General features: G+C 34.0%; 9 protein-coding genes. 6 read left to right on the forward strand and 3 right to left on the reverse strand.

Annotation, left to right across the window (positions count from 1 at the left end; genetic code table 11):
• Positions 1-2: 2 nt before the first annotated feature.
• The 5 genes from CFPG_RS03160 to CFPG_RS03180 all read left to right on the forward strand — a co-directional run bounded on the left by CFPG_RS03160 (position 3) and on the right by CFPG_RS03180 (position 5,960).
• Positions 3-1,385, forward strand: a complete 1,383-nt coding sequence (locus CFPG_RS03160; RefSeq protein ID WP_012573573.1) for a nitrogenase component 1 — start codon at positions 3-5, stop codon at positions 1,383-1,385.
• Positions 1,386-1,395: 10 nt separating this feature from the next.
• Entirely contained in the window at positions 1,396-2,739 is a 1,344-nt protein-coding gene (gene nifE / locus CFPG_RS03165; protein ID WP_012573574.1) for a nitrogenase iron-molybdenum cofactor biosynthesis protein NifE, read from the forward strand.
• Positions 2,736-4,199, forward strand: a complete 1,464-nt coding sequence (locus tag CFPG_RS03170) for a nitrogenase component 1 (RefSeq protein WP_012573575.1) — start codon at positions 2,736-2,738, stop codon at positions 4,197-4,199. The genes nifE and CFPG_RS03170 overlap by 4 nt, the downstream gene beginning before the upstream one ends.
• 25 nt (positions 4,200-4,224) lie before the next feature.
• Positions 4,225-5,484: a radical SAM protein gene (locus CFPG_RS03175; protein WP_012573576.1), complete on the forward strand. Its 1,260-nt coding sequence runs from the start codon at positions 4,225-4,227 to the stop codon at positions 5,482-5,484.
• Between the two features lie 173 nt (positions 5,485-5,657).
• Positions 5,658-5,960, forward strand: a complete 303-nt coding sequence (locus CFPG_RS03180; RefSeq protein ID WP_012573577.1) for a (2Fe-2S) ferredoxin domain-containing protein — start codon at positions 5,658-5,660, stop codon at positions 5,958-5,960.
• 1,297 nt (positions 5,961-7,257) lie between these two features.
• Here the strand turns inward: CFPG_RS03180 and CFPG_RS03190 are convergent.
• Positions 7,258-10,554 carry a glycosyltransferase family 117 protein gene (locus tag CFPG_RS03190; RefSeq protein ID WP_012573578.1) on the reverse strand — a complete coding sequence of 1,099 codons (3,297 nt, stop codon included), beginning with the start codon at positions 10,552-10,554 and terminating at the stop codon, positions 7,258-7,260.
• A 1,184-nt stretch (positions 10,555-11,738) separates the two neighbouring features.
• Between CFPG_RS03190 and deoC the strand changes: the two genes are divergently transcribed.
• Positions 11,739-12,593, forward strand: a complete 855-nt coding sequence (gene deoC, locus CFPG_RS03195; RefSeq protein WP_012573579.1) for a deoxyribose-phosphate aldolase — start codon at positions 11,739-11,741, stop codon at positions 12,591-12,593.
• A gap of 421 nt (positions 12,594-13,014) precedes the next feature.
• Here the strand turns inward: deoC and CFPG_RS03200 are convergent, their stop codons facing one another.
• Positions 13,015-13,650 (reverse strand): phosphatase PAP2 family protein, encoded by a 636-nt coding sequence (locus tag CFPG_RS03200; protein ID WP_050720675.1) that lies wholly within the window; start codon positions 13,648-13,650, stop codon positions 13,015-13,017.
• A complete protein-coding gene (gene scpA, locus CFPG_RS03205) occupies positions 13,637-15,790 on the reverse strand; it encodes a methylmalonyl-CoA mutase (RefSeq protein WP_012573581.1) in 2,154 nt (717 codons plus the stop codon). The genes CFPG_RS03200 and scpA overlap by 14 nt, the downstream gene beginning before the upstream one ends.
• Position 15,791 lies beyond the last annotated feature (1 nt).

Genomic DNA, 15,791 nt, shown 5'->3' on the forward strand with positions numbered 1-15,791 from the left:
ATATGTTATTACGTCATACAACAGCGAAAGAAATACAAAGGAAGGCATTGACTATTAATCCTGCTAAAACTTGTCAGCCAGTGGGAGCTATGTATGCAGCACTTGGTTTGCATAGGTGTTTGCCGCATAGTCATGGTTCGCAAGGATGTTGTTCTTATCATCGAAGTACGCTTACACGTCATTTCAAGGAGCCAGTAATGGCAGCTACCAGTTCTTTTTCGGAAGGCTCGTCTGTTTTTGGAGGGTCCTCTAATCTTGTAAGTGCTATTGATACTATATTTACCGTTTATGAACCGGATATTATTGCTGTTCATACTACTTGCTTGTCTGAAACGATAGGAGATGATATGACACAAATTATTTCTAAAGCGAAAGAGGAAGGGAAAATTCCGGAAGGGAAAATAGTCATTTACTGTAATACTCCTAGTTACGTTGGAACACACATTACAGGTTATTCCAATCAGATATCTGCTTTTGTTAAGTTCTTTTCTACAGCTACTCCTAAGAAAAAGAACGTAGTTAATCTTGTTGCAGGCTGGATGGAGCCGTCTGATATGAGAGAGATTAAGCGCATTGCTCGTGTAATGGAAGCCCGCATTATTTTGTTCCCAGATATGTCGGGTGTTTTGGATACTCCTTTAACAGGAAAATTTGAAATGTATCCGTCAGGTGGGACTACAATACAAGAGATTATAGCAACAGGTGATAGCAAATTTACTATTGGGCTGGGAGCATATTCTACAGAGGATGCTTGTGTAAAGTTAGAAAACAAATGTAGGGTTCGGTTTGAGGTTGTAGAGATACCTATTGGATTGAAGGCAACAGATCGTTTTGTTATTTCTCTTAGTCGTCATGCCAATGTTCCTGTACCTGATGTTTTGACAGAAGAACGAGGGCGTTTAGTTGATCTGATAGCTGATAATTCTAAGTATTTTTACAAAAAAAGGGTAGCTCTTTTTGGAGATCCCGATACGTTGATTCCGTTAACTGAATTTTTACTCACTTTGGATATGAAACCGGTTTATATTGTTACAGGAACTCCAGGTAAGCATTTTGATGAATCTATAAGAGAACTACTATCGGAAAGAGTCCCAGAAGCTAAATATAAAAGTGGTGAGCGTGCTGATATGTTTCAGCTCCATCAATGGATTAAACAAGAACCGGTAGATTTATTAATTGGGAATACTTATGGTAAGTATATCGCTCGAGATGAAAATATTCCATTTATTCGTTTGGGATTTCCAGTTACAGATCGACCAGGGAATAACTACTTCCCACATATAGGGTATGTAGGAGCTAGCAATTTAGTTACTAAGTTTTTGGAAAAAATGTTGGATTATCAGGATCGGACTTGTCCTGAATCAAAGGTAGAATTCCAAATGTAGGCGGTTAGGGATGTCTTTTTTTTTACAAGAACGTAAGGAGCAGATTTTTACCAAAGGGGTTGATTCTTTTGATTTGGTAGGGGGGAAGCCTAGTTTGGCAGGGTCTGTGAGTCAGCGAGCTTGTGTTTTTTGTGGTTCAAGAGTTGTTTTATATCCGATAGTGGATGCTTTGCATGTAGTACATGGACCTATTGGATGTGCTGCTTATACGTGGGATATACGTGGTTCTATGTCATCCGGATTAGAATTGTATCGTAGCAGTTTTTCTACTGATTTGAGGGAAAGACATGTGATATTTGGTGGGGAGAAACGACTTTTTCAAACACTTATGGGGTTGATTGAAAGATATTCTCCTGAAGCAGTATTTGTTTATTCTACTTGTATAGTAGGATTGATTGGAGATGATATTCGATCAATATGCAGTCAAGTGGAAAGGGTGAAAAATGTTCCTGTTATTCCTGTCATGTCGGAAGGATTTCAGGGGACTAAAAAAGATGGCTATAAAATTGCCTGTGATGCTTTGGCAACTTTGGTTGGGACAAATAATGGTAAGGAAGTATCGCCATATAGTATTAATATACTTGGGGATTTCAATTTGGCAGGTGAATTGTGGATATTGACCGATTATTACAGAAAAATAGGAGTTCAAGTATTAGCATCTTTGACAGGAGATGGACGGGTGAAAGATATTCAAAATGCTCATCGGGCTGCATTGAATGTAGTTCAATGTTCTGGTTCTATGATTCATTTGGCAAGGATAATGAAAGACAGATATAATATTCCTTTCATTAAGGTTTCTTATTTTGGTATTGAAGACATGTCTGATGCATTGTATGAAGTGGCCAAATTTTTTCGGTGTGAAAAATTAATGGAAAATGCCCGAAGCTTAGTAAAGAATGAATTAACAAAAATGTTCCCATTGCTTGAATCTTATCAGAGAGCTTTGTGTGGGACGAAAGCTGCTATTTATGTAGGAGGAGCATTTAAAGCTATTTCATTGGTAAAAGCTTTGCGATTAATAGGAGTAAAAACAGTTATTGCTGGTACACAAACAGGTAGTGTTGAAGATTATGAATTGTTGAAAACTATTTGTGATGATGGCTGTATACTCGTGGATGATTCTAATCCTATTGAATTATCTGAATTTGTAAAACAAACCGGAGCTAATCTTTTTATAGGAGGAGTAAAAGAGAGACCTATTGCTTATAAGTTGGGAATCGGTTTTTGTGATCACAACCATGAACGTAAATTGGCACTTGCGGGGTATGAGGGTATGCTCAATTTTGCTAAAGAAGTATATGAAACAATTAGTAGTCCTGTTTGGCAATTTGTAAATTCTTTTGAGTCTAAATGAGAAGGAATTTAGGAATTAAGATGGAAGCTGCGCTTTTGGAACAGGAACGCAGTAATTCTCTTTCTGTAGAAGAAGGAATGGGAACTTGTAATGCTTGTAAGCAATGTGCTCCATTGGGAGCATGTGTGGTTTTTAAGGGTATAGAAGGGGCTTTGCCCATGTTACATGGGTCACAAGGATGTGCCACTTATATCCGTCGTTATTTGATTAGTCATTTTCGTGAACCGGTAGACATTGCTTCTTCTAATTTTAGTGAAGAGACGACTATCTTTGGTGGAAACAGGAATTTTAATTCAGGTATAAATAATATTATCAGTCAATATCATCCACAAGTGATTACCATAGCAAGTACTTGTTTGAGTGAGACTATTGGCGAAGATATACATCGTCTTATTTTTGAATACAAAAGTATACATGAAGTAAATAAAGATCTACCTGAAATGATTTTTGCTTCTACACCAAGCTACCAAGGGACACATTATGAAGGTTTTCATGAAGCAGTTTGTGCAGTTGTAAAAGCATTAGCGAAAGGAGATAAAAAATTTGGTAGTCATATCAATTTATTTAGCAATTTTATTTCACCAGAAGATATTCGTCATCTTAAAGAGATAGTTAGTGATTTTAGTATAAATGCTATGGTTTTCCCCGATTATTCGGATACGCTAGATGGAGTATCATGGAGGACTTATCAACGTATTCCTGAGGGGGGGACCCGAGTTAGCGCTTTGAAAAAAAGCGCTTTGGCTTCCTTTTCTGTTGAGTTAGGATATATACTGAATGCAGTATGTAAGAATGGTAGGATAAAAACTAGATCTCTTTCTCAATCGGCAGGTGAATACCTTCAAACAAAGTTTAATGTAAATCTGTGCCGTACAGGGTTGCCCGTGGGTATTCGGGAAACGGATAAATTTTTTCAATTGTTATCATCTATTTCAGATAGATCTATTCCTTTAAAGTATGAAAGACAACGGGGGCGTTTAATCGATTTATACATAGATGGGCATAAATATGTGTCTGGAAAGAAAACTATTATTTATGGAGAGGAAGATTTAGTTGTTGCTTTAGCTTCTTTTGCTGCCGAAATTGGTATTAAGCTTTTGTTGTGTGCTACAGGGGGTGAAAGTGGAAAACTCGAAAGTACTCTACGGGATGTCCTTGGTGATATGTATTCCAATGAAACAATTGTTGGACAAGGTATGACTTTTGAACAAATGGAAGGTGTCGTTACTAAGTCCGGTATTCAGCCTGATTTAATGATTGGTAATAGTAAAGGTTATTACATTGCTCGCAAATTGAGGGTTCCATTGATTCGTGTGGGTTTTCCTATACATGATCGTATAGGTGCTGCTCACAATAAATTATTAGCATATGAAGGGACAACTTTGCTTTTTGAACAAATTGTAAATGCCTTGTTGGAGAGCAAACAACGTCGTTCATCCGTAGGATATAAATACATGTGAAATCTTAAAATATGGATGTGGTAAAATGAATAATCACCCTTGTTTTAATATTGATTCCAAAGATAAGTATGCACGAGTACATTTGCCTGTTGCTCCTACATGCAATGTTCAGTGTAATTATTGTGATCGTCGTTATGATTGTTGTAACGAAAGTCGACCTGGTGTAAGTAGTATGTTATTATCTCCTGATCAGGCATTATATTTCCTTAAAGCTTTGTCTGAAAAGATGCCTAATATTAGTGTAATTGGTATTGCTGGTCCGGGGGATCCTTTTGCTAGTCCTGAGATAACGATGCGGACGGTTCGGTTAGTAAAAAAAGAATTTCCTGAGAAAATTATGTGTCTCTCAACCAATGGACTGGATTTATTTCCATATATAGATGAATTAGTGGAAATCGGGTTGTCCCACCTTACAATAACAATTAATTCTGTCAAATCTGAAACTTTGGCAAAGTTGTACCGTTGGGTGCGATACAATAAACGAGTTTATAGAGGAGAAGCAGGTGGAGATATTTTATTAGAACAACAGTTAAGATGTCTTCAACGGACTAAAGAGAGATGTATTGTCGTTAAAATCAATACGGTGATTTGTCCAGGTATTAATGATAGTGAAGTAGAAGAAATTGCTCAAAAGGTTGCTGATTTAGGTGCTGATACAATGAATTGTATTCCATTGTATCCCGTTGAAAATACGGAGTTTGCTTTTTTACCAATTCCTTCGGAAGAAGCAATGGGAGAGATAAAATCAGTTGTTGCACAGCATATTCGTCCAATGAAACATTGTACTCGTTGTCGTGCCGATGCTGTTGGATTATTAGGAAGTGATAATACTGAAATGATAAATTTTATTGGGCAAATTTCTGCGTTTAGCCAAAGTATTAATCAAGCTAGAAAGCGTCATCGTGTAGCAGTTGCGAGTAATGAAGGATTGTTGGTGAATTTACATTTAGGAGAAGCCCGTAAAGTTTATATTTTTGAACAGTCTAAGAATGGGTATCATTTTGTAGAAATGCGTTCTACTCCTCCAGAAGGAGGAGGGATGGAAAGATGGAGAGAATTAGCAGATAAAACTCTTGTTGATTGTCAGGCTATTCTAGTTGCAGGAATAGGAGAGAATCCCATGAAAATGATGCGTGAAAAAGGTATTCGGGTTATTCAAATGAATGGGCTTATTGATGCAGGATTAGATGCAATATATCTTAATCTTCCTCTGAAGACGATTTGTCGTAGCCAATATGCAAAGTGTGGAGAAAGATGTAAAGGTAGTGGAAATGGTTGTGGATAAAGATAGATATAGGTAAAAAAAGTTTTCTGCATAATTAATTAATCTCACACATTAGAATTTAGTTGTTTTGAAGACTGATTTTTATCTATTAAGCCCTCTTATGAGGGCTTGTTATTGAAAAGGATATTTCTTTATAAAGAATAATATTTATATTAATACTAATTAATTGTTTTATGAAAAAGCCGAATTATACTATTCTAGTTTGTAACTCTTATCGTGTTACAGGAGATGCACAGGGTTTTTGTAATAAACAAGGTGCTGTTTCTTTATTGCAATACATTACTGAGGAATGTGCTGATCGCAATATAGATGCTGTCGTTACTACGACTGCTTGTTTGAGTGTTTGTAGTCAAGGGCCTGTTGTAGTTGTTCAGCCGAATAATTACTGGTATGGCGGAGTAACTAAAGATAAAGTGGATGAAATTCTTGATGCTTTGGAAGAAGGAAAATCCATTAAGGAATATCTCATTGCATGAGAGTGTAAAGAAAATAGAGTATAAGCAGTTTATCTAATTAGGAATAAACTGCTTTTAAAGGAGGTGGGAAAAATTTGATTATTAGAGATTCTATTTATATCTAAGATATATGCGATGTTATATATCATGGTTTTTTTATATCCTTAAAGTTTTTTGAAGAGAGGGAGGAGGGTGATGGAGAGTGTTAGGTATAAAAATGAGGAAGATCATTACCTGTTTTAAATAAGGTTTTTGTTATACCGCTATAACTTTGGAAGTAATAGACTGTTGTTGATAAGTATAATGATAAAAGAAGTAGAGGTTTGTCTTTTTTGTTATTTCTGGTGATGTAGTTAATATTCGATTAACAAAAATTAAGAAATCATGTTTTGAATGTGCTTTGTCGTTATTATTCACTAATAAACTCTCTCAACAGAAGAAATTAGTCTTTTGCTCTCATTATAGTACATATGGAGGATGTAAATGGTGAATATTATTTTATTCTGAACAGTTGCGAAAAACAAATCTTTGAAAATTTTATTTTGTATAGGAGGTGGAGTTAGATTGCCCGAGCTTGTAGCTATTTTAGCTTTAGAAGAGACATGATTCTGCCGAAACAAATTGGAATATACTCTTTCTATAGTTCTTAGATATTGAATGATAAGTTATTGGAACAATAACAATGTGTGAGTGTAATAATGCATTGGGTTTTCATGTTTCCAATTTTTTTAATAAAATGCTGGATATTAATAATTGTTATTTGCAATCTGATATTTTCAGACTAGTATTACTTACTAGACTGTTTCTCTTTTTCAGAAATAGAGATTACATTTTTGAAAAAATGGAAAGATTGAAATTGAAAATTAAGGGATAGTTTTCAAGTTTATAAACTTTACCAAATCATTTGTGATTTTGCTTCTTTAGTGTGGAAAGGGTTAGGTTTATGAATTTTGTATACAGGGTTATTGGTATTATTGCCAATTTTATTGCTTTGCTTGTGGAGAGTATCTCAAAAGGTAATTGATATTTTGGATTATATCCATCTCCTAGAGAGTCTATATCTATAATAGAAAGGATTTCAAAGTAAATTTCAAAAATCAATAGGGGGTTAATAATGCTTCGTTTTTTGCCGGTGATATAAAGGATATACTGACTCCTATGTATATGCACCTCAATAGTTGAGGTGGCTTTCCCCTATAAGGGTCATATAGAAGATGTAGTATTATTTTGGGCAGGATAGAGAAACTTCTCTAAAGTAGATGACGTGCTATTACATAAAAAACTAAATTATTTAGTTATAGTCGGTATTTTTTGTCATTTATTTATTTTTCATAATTTTTTGAAAGCGTTCTATAATCTTTAAAAATTCCGAAAAATATTTTTCTCCTATTTCTGGATTATTTTTCAAAAGGTAGTGTATGATATTTTGTAAAAAAATGACATTCTTTTTTATATCTTCCGTAACAGAAGTATATTGATGATCATTCAAACGATTGTACCATTTTAAATCTTTTAGCGAGATTTCTGCTAGTTTTATATATAATTCATTTGCTTTTTTTTTGTCTCCAATTTGATGATAGGCATTTGCCAAAGGGACAGTAGAAGAGTAATCATATGGTACATTGTAAGAAGGTATCACTTTTAGGCATTTGTCTAGTACATCCTTTGCTCGTTCGAATTTTTTTTTCTCTATCAACTCCATGGCTAATTGTCCAAATATTATACGAAAAGTTCTTATCATTTGTATAGTATTTTCGTCTAGATAGATGTCTGATTGTTCTAGATTTCCCCAGTGGTATTTATTTATCACGTTTTCGTACATTATGTCGATATCAATAGGTTGATATCGGGTAGCTTCGAATGGTACAATTCGGTAGGCTATACCATCGCAGCGGAAATATGGAAATAGCCGCAAATATTTATCTAAACCTACGGTTCTGGCATAATAAATAGGCCGTGACCAGTCTTTATTGTTTTTCAATATTTCTAATATCATCATTTCGTCTTTTGTTAAATATCTTTTTTCGTCAGTAGTTGGTTCTCCATTTGTATTTAGTTTATTTCCCAAATCTATAAGGAGATAGTGAGGTATCCATATCGCATTTTCAGGTTTTACTAATCCCGATGCTATTACTGCTGCTGAATCAACAGGAATAGTTATTTTGTAACTAGGGATGTTATCTATCTCGAAATTATAACTTAAAAGGTATTTGTCTTTTATGTTTTCTGATTTGATTCGGTTTAATATTTCTTCTACTTGCATTGGTTCTTTTCGTTCATTGAAAATATAAGCAATATCGTGTTTCCCTTGTGTATATTCATGTTTTTTCCACTCAATTGGGAGTGGCTTAGATTCGTATGCCTGTCGTTTCATTTGGTCAATATACCAGTCTGTTTGTAAATAACTTAAATTACATACACGGACATCATTGCGAAATCCTTCTACTTCTTGTACGTACCATAAAGGGAAAGTATCATTGTCTCCGTTAGTAAAAATGATAGCGTTTGGTTCACAAGTGGATAAATAGTTCATTGCGAAATCTCGAACAATAAATCTTCCGGAACGGTCGTGATCGTCCCATGTTTGAGATGCCATTTGTATCGGAATTAATAAACAAAGGATAGTTCCCGAGATTGCTGTTGCAGTATTCGGAATTTTGAAGTATTTCAATACTCTAATTATTCCAACAGTACCAATTCCTATCCAAATACAAAAGGCGTAAAATGAGCCAGCATATGCATAGTCTCTTTCACGTGGTTGAAAAGGGGTTTGATTGAGATAAATAACTATTGCTAAACCAGTCATAAAGAAGAGGAGAAAAGTAATCCAAAATTGTTCTATTCCTTTCTTTCCGGAATGAATCTGAAAAAAAATTCCTACTATACCTAGTAACAAGGGCAACATGTAGAATTTGTTGTGCCCTTTATTTTTAGCAATACTATCTGGCATATTATCTTGTGGACCTAATCGAAGTTGATCAAGAAAACCAATACCTGTAATCCAGTTTCCATTAGTAATTTCACCATATCCTTGAATATTGTTTTGTCTTCCAGAGAAGTTCCATAAAAAATAACGCCAATACATAAAATTAACTTGATAACGTAGGAAGAATTTCAAATTTTCTCCGAATGTAGGTTTAATCCTACATTCACTCCCTTGTGGAGAATTTACTCTAAAATGAATTCCTTTAAAGTTTGTCCATGTCTTATATCCTTGTATATGTTGTGGTAATGAACTGTACATGCGTGGAAATAATGTGTTTGATTCATAGACATAGTACTTTTTTCGTCCTGATTCAAAATATCTGTCTTTTTCAAATGGTTCTTTTTTAGAAATTTGCGACCAAATAGCTCCTTCATCTTTTGTAGCAGCTTCAAATACACCCCCTCTGTTTTCATATTTTACTTTGGATGCAAATGTTTGTCCATAGAATAAGGGGGTTTCTCCATATTGTTCGCGAGTCAAATAACTTTTCAATGTAAATATATTTTTTGGCGAATTTTGATTCATAGGTGTATTGGATATAGATCGAATAATAATGAGTGCATAGGAAGAATAACCAATAGTAATAACTCCTAGGCTAATCAATATGGTATTTAGTATAGTTACATCTATATTTTTGGACACAAATAGATAAAAAGATAGAGTGATTATAATAAAGATACCCAATCCTAAACCATTACCAAGGAATGGTATTCCTAATAGAGTAATAGATATAATGAAGGCAATTTTTGCTTTTTGAAAATTTTTAGAATCGTGCATGGTTTCCCAGATTGCCCACGATAAAATACTAAATATAAGAAGCAAATAAAAAAGAACACCGGAGTTGTAAGGCAATTGAAATACATTGACAAATAATAATTCGAACCATCCGCATATTTTCAAAAGTCCTTGAATCAACCCATAAAGAATAGAAATTATAATACTAAAAGAAATCGCTAAAGTAATAACGATTCCCTTCCATGTGGGATTAGGTTTTTTGTGGAAGTAATAAACTAATGTAATTGCTGGAATACAAAGTAAAATTAATAAGTGAATAGCAATAGATATTCCTATCAAATAGGCGATTAATATTAACCATCGACTAGAATGGGGTTCATCCGCTTTTTCTTTCCATTTCAAAATCAACCAAAAAATAATTGCAGTCATAAATGAAGAGAAGGCATATACCTCTCCTTCTACAGCTGAGAACCAAAATGTATCGGAAAAAGTATAAGCTAAAGCACCTGTTACGCCTGCTCCCAAAATAGTAATCAATTGAGAATAACTAATTTTTTTAGAAATATCTTTTAAAAAAAAAATCCCAACGAAACGTGTAATTGTCCAAAAGAGGAATAAAATAGTCAAAGCACTAAGTATGGCAGAAAGAGCATTTAGCACTAACGCTACTTGCGAAGGATTAGGAGCAAGATGAGAAACAAGATTACCTACTAACATAAAGATGGGTGCTCCGGGCGGATGTCCTACTTCCAATTTATATGCTGACGTAATAAATTCACTACAATCCCAAAAACTGGCTGTCGGTTCAATAGTCATTAAGTAGACAATTGCTGCAATTGTAAATATTATCCATCCTGAGATATTGTTTACGAGTTTATACTTTTTTATTTCCATTTTTGTTACACTTTGATTATTTATCAAATTCTATTGTTAGTGAACATACTTTTCCTTTCTGCAAAGACAAATATCGGAATAGTTTATAACACAAAAATATTAAAAAATTAGACTTTAATTTTCTTTTCTTTACCCTTATAAAAAATGAGAGACTGTTATGAAAAAACAGGCTCGCTTTCTTACGATTATGCTCATTTATATTAGGATAGTAAGTTTACTTTTTATTTTTCCTATTGTGACGAGATAGGACATGTTGGAGATGTTGCTAGCGAAAGAGGACTGAATCAATTGCGACTTGTGAAAATGGTATGAGCTATATATAAATATATCCATATGTCCGATATATATATATATATTACGTTTTAGGTTAGAAAAAGTTGATATTTTGTTGGCTTGGAAATTATTCGGATAAGATATGATTTTAGATTTCACAATGAGCTTTATAGTAGTTCATCTAATTTTTTTGTTGGGGGACATATTCTCATATTTTAAAAATCATGTATGGTGAGTACTTACAAATGTTGTGTATAAATCCAGATGTTCAGAAAATATGGAGTTTATCAGGTGTGTATTTTTGCAGTTTATTATTGACAGAGTATGAATCAAAGATATGGGATTCATAGAATTAATATAAACCTTGTTTTCTATTGCACCCCTTATGCTAAACTCCATTGTCATTCTCGTTACCTAATTACTTGTTTTTGGCATGTTAATTGCACATTAGAGTTTTTTGTTAGCTACAAAAAGTATTGAGTAATTATTCGTTTGAGCTTAATAATAAAATTTGCCGTTGTATTAAGTAAATACAATAAGATGTCAACAAATGGTTATGTCGGTATTTTGAGATGCATTAGGTGTAATTAATATGTAACTTCAGTAAATGATCAATCCACACTATAGTGGATCAAAGTAATAGTACTTTTTTCTTTGAAAAAATATACATACAATTTCTTATGGAACGAAAGTAAAAAGTTACAATCCAACTGACTCTTTGTGTACCACATATATGGAGAGGAGTAGAAATAATTATATGTAATTGTCAAAAGACAATTCCTTTTTCGTAGAAAAAAACGATATGTATAGCACAAAGATTATAATTGTTTTTAATATTTTTTTTGAGGAAATATCTATTTCTAAAAAGAATACAAAAAAACAGTAGCATATGAATAATGAAATAATTCATTATGAAGGAAATTTTTAAAAAGTTTGATATGGCTTTGTGTAGAGGCGATATAAATCGTAAAACAGCTGAAATTATTATGAATTGGGAGAAAAATGATACACCTGAAATATGGCGTTTGCTATATTCTTGTATTGATGTGACGTCTTTAAATACAGGAGATTCGGATGAGAACATTTGGGCAATGGTGGAGAAAGTTAACGAATTTGATAATATTTATTCTGATATGAATAATGTATCTTCTATTTGTGTTTATCCGAATTTTGTTAAAACAGTAAAAGAAATGTTAAGAACAAATGTAAAAATTACCTCGGTAGCTGGAGGATTTCCTTCGTCTCAAACTTTTATGGAAATAAAAATAGCGGAAATTTCTTTAGCTATCGCAGATGGAGCAGATGAACTAGATGTTGTAATGAATTGCAGTAAATTTTTTGAAAGAAATTTTCAAGAAGTTTATGAAGAAATAGCTGAAATAAAAAATGTATGTGGAGATACTCGATTAAAGATTATTTTGGAAACTGGATTATTGAAAGAATTTTCTGATATTAGGAAAGCTGCTATTTTATCTATGTGTGCAGGAGCAGATTTTATTAAGACTTCTACAGGGAAAATTTATGCAGGGGCAAAACCTGAATCCGTTTATGTAATGTGTGAAGCTATCAAGGAATACTATGAACAATATCATAAAAAAGTAGGATTAAAAGTGTCAGGCGGTATTTGTACAACTCAAGAGGCAGTAAAATATTATACATTGGTGAAGGAAATATTGGGAATGGAATATTTGACACCTGAATATTTTAGAATAGGCTCTAGTAGTTTGTCGGATAATATTTTGCAGATTTTACAAGAAGTAGATTAATGCTATGAAGAAAAGAATAAACTCTTGAAATTCATTTTGGTTTTTCTGATAAAAAATAAAAAACTGGAATGAATGTATGAAAGCGGCTGTCAACAAGCTCTTTCATTCTTGTCAATGATAAGGGCCAAAACATTGTAAGGGGGTGTTGTAATATATTTCACCATATATATCTCCTCTATTTCTGTCCAGAATAATTAAAGTTGTTAAGCGATACAAAATAACTCAGCGCATGTAAGAGATACATGCGTATGACGTAAAAGTCTATTTGTTTTGGCAAACTGGGATCGATGATACCTACTGAAACTACAACCCCTGCTTATTTAATATGACATATTAGAAATGGTCTTATTCTTCTCCTTTTTATTATGTAGAAACAAAAATTATGTAGCATGTAGGTAACTGAACGCCATCTCTTCCATTCTTAGCTAGTTTTATTTCGATTAAACGAAATAGTAATGTGATTTTTTTTTAAAAAATATATTTGGCATGATTTGTATAGTTTATAAACTAAATAACCTAGTGATAGACCCACTAGTACTCCAACTAAAACATCTGAAATAAAATGTACACCTAGATAAATACGGGAGTATCCAATAAGGCAAGCGAATAATAAAATTGTCCATACGTAGATACGACTTCGAAAAATAAGTGCTGTGATTGTTGCAAATCCGAAAGCATTAGTGGTATGACCAGAAATAAAACCATAAGTCCCTGCCCCCAAATATCCAAAAACTGTATTTACACATTCTTTAAAATCAGGATGGTATGTAGGGCGTAAACGATGAAAAATTGGTTTAAAAAGGCTAGAGGAAATCCATTCGCACAAAAAGAATACCAATGCAACCGATAAGATTACTAGTAAGGCTTCCTTGTAATTTTTTTTATGTAAAAAGATCCATAAACAACTAATGTAGATACAAGCTTCTAGCCATGAATTGGAGCACAGCCAAAAGAAATAATCCCCAAGAGCATATCTTCCATTTAGGAGATGGAAAATATTCTTTTCCCATTGACTCTCTTGTTCAAGTAAGTGACAAAGTTTTTCAATCATTATCATTCAATAAAAGTTCCAGAATAGTTGTAGCAGCTAATGTTATCGGTGTACCTGGCCCAAAAATAGCAATTACGCCTGCCTTATATAAAAAATCGTAATCTTGTACAGGTATTACGCCTCCTGCAACTACAAAAATATCTTCTCTACCTAATTTTTTTAGTTCTTCAATCACTTGAGGTATCAAGGTTTTATGACCAGCAGCCAAAGAAGATATACCTAATACATGTACATCATTTTCTACAGCTTGACGGGCAGCCTCTTCGGGAGTTTGAAATAACGGTCCCATATCTACATCAAAACCACAGTCAGCATAACCAGTTGCTACTACTTTAGCTCCGCGATCGTGACCATCTTGACCCATTTTTGCAATCATAATACGTGGTTGACGACCTTCTTTTTTAGCAAATTTAGATACTAATTCTTGGGCTTTTAGGAAAGTAGAATTTTCTTTTGTTTCCGATGAATACACACCAGAAATGGTTCTAATTATTGCTTTATATCTTCCACAGACTTTTTCGCAGGCATATGATATTTCTCCTAAAGTTGCACAAACACTTGCTGCTTGAACAGATAGATCTAACAAATTCCCTTTTCCTGTTTCGGCACAAAGAGTAATTGCCTTCAGTGCCTCTTGTACAACATTATTATTGCGTTTAGTTTTCAATTCATTTAATCGTTTGATTTGTTGTAGGCGGACAACTGTATTGTCGATTTCCAAAATATCAATTGGGTCCTCTTTCCCCAAACGATACTTGTTGACACCAATTATTGTTTGACTACCAGAATCAATACGTGCTTGCGTTCGTGCAGCTGCTTCTTCAATCCTTATCTTAGGAATACCAGTTTCTATAGCTTTTGCCATACCCCCTAATTCTTGAATCTCTTGTATTAAAGTCCAAGCTTTATTTGTTAATTCCTGAGTCAAATATTCTACATAATAAGAACCTGCCCATGGATCTATTTCTTTAGTTATGTACGTTTCTTCTTGAATGTAAATTTGTGTATTACGTGCAATACGTGCTGAAAAATCACTAGGAAGAGCAATGGCTTCATCTAAAGCATTGGTATGCAAGGACTGTGTATGTCCCAATACCGCTGCCATTGCTTCTATACAAGTTCTTCCTACGTTATTGAAAGGATCCTGTTCAGTTAATGACCAACCGGAAGTTTGACTATGTGTTCGTAAGGCAAGAGATTTTGGGTTTTTAGCACCAAAACTCTTTACAATCTTTGCCCACAGCAAACGACCAGCACGCATTTTAGCAATTTCCATGAAATGATTCATTCCTATTGCCCAAAAGAATGACAAACGTGGAGCAAAAGCATCTACATCAATGCCAGCTTCAATTCCAGTTTTTAGATATTCCATGCCATCGGCAAGAGTATAAGCCAATTCAATATCAGCAGTAGCTCCTGCCTCTTGCATATGGTAACCAGAAATTGAAATAGAATTAAATTTCGGCATCTTTTGAGAAGTATATTCAAATATGTCGGCAATAATGCGCATGGAAAACTTGGGTGGATAAATGTAAGTATTTCGCACCATAAATTCCTTTAGTATATCATTCTGAATAGTTCCCGTTAATTCCTCCAATTTGGCTCCTTGTTCCAAACCTGCATTGATATAGAACGCCAATATCGGAAGAACAGCCCCATTCATAGTCATAGAGACAGACATATCTTTTAATGGGATCCCATCAAATAACATTTTCATATCTTCAAGTGAACAAATAGAGACACCAGCCTTTCCTACATCACCTATCACACGTGGATGGTCAGCATCATATCCTCGATGAGTTGCCAAGTCAAAAGCAACCGATAGTCCTTTTTGTCCAGAAGCAAGATTTCTTCTATAAAATGCGTTGGATTCTTCAGCAGTGGAAAATCCGGCATATTGGCGAATAGTCCAAGGACGCGTGGTATACATAGCAGAGTAGGGTCCCCTCAAAAAAGGTGGAATGCCAGAAGAGTACTCCAGATGTTCCATTTTCTCTAAATCGTCTTTAGTATAGATTGATTTTACTGGAATTTGCTCTGGTGTATTCCAATCGGTTTTAACTTTGTTTTTTATAACCAATTTATTAGTATCTCTTGCTATGAATTCAGTTGAATTGATGTCTATGTTTTTGAAATCGGGCTTCATA

The organism is Candidatus Azobacteroides pseudotrichonymphae genomovar. CFP2, assembly GCF_000010645.1.
In the GTDB taxonomy this organism is placed as follows: domain Bacteria; phylum Bacteroidota; class Bacteroidia; order Bacteroidales; family Azobacteroidaceae; genus Azobacteroides; species Azobacteroides pseudotrichonymphae.

Excerpts from the sequence above, each read along its gene's own strand:
- CFPG_RS03180 (WP_012573577.1), top strand. The coding sequence starts at position 5,658 with ATGAAAAAGCCGAATTATACTATTCTAGTTTGTAACTCTTATCGTGTT.
- CFPG_RS03160 (WP_012573573.1), top strand. The coding sequence starts at position 3 with ATGTTATTACGTCATACAACAGCGAAAGAAATACAAAGGAAGGCATTG.
- CFPG_RS03170 (WP_012573575.1), top strand. The coding sequence starts at position 2,736 with ATGAGAAGGAATTTAGGAATTAAGATGGAAGCTGCGCTTTTGGAACAG.
- CFPG_RS03200 (WP_050720675.1), bottom strand. The coding sequence starts at position 13,650 with ATGATAATGATTGAAAAACTTTGTCACTTACTTGAACAAGAGAGTCAA.
- nifE (WP_012573574.1), top strand. The coding sequence starts at position 1,396 with ATGTCTTTTTTTTTACAAGAACGTAAGGAGCAGATTTTTACCAAAGGG.
- CFPG_RS03175 (WP_012573576.1), top strand. The coding sequence starts at position 4,225 with ATGAATAATCACCCTTGTTTTAATATTGATTCCAAAGATAAGTATGCA.
- CFPG_RS03190 (WP_012573578.1), bottom strand. The coding sequence starts at position 10,554 with ATGGAAATAAAAAAGTATAAACTCGTAAACAATATCTCAGGATGGATA.
- scpA (WP_012573581.1), bottom strand. The coding sequence starts at position 15,790 with ATGAAGCCCGATTTCAAAAACATAGACATCAATTCAACTGAATTCATA.
- deoC (WP_012573579.1), top strand. The coding sequence starts at position 11,739 with ATGAAGGAAATTTTTAAAAAGTTTGATATGGCTTTGTGTAGAGGCGAT.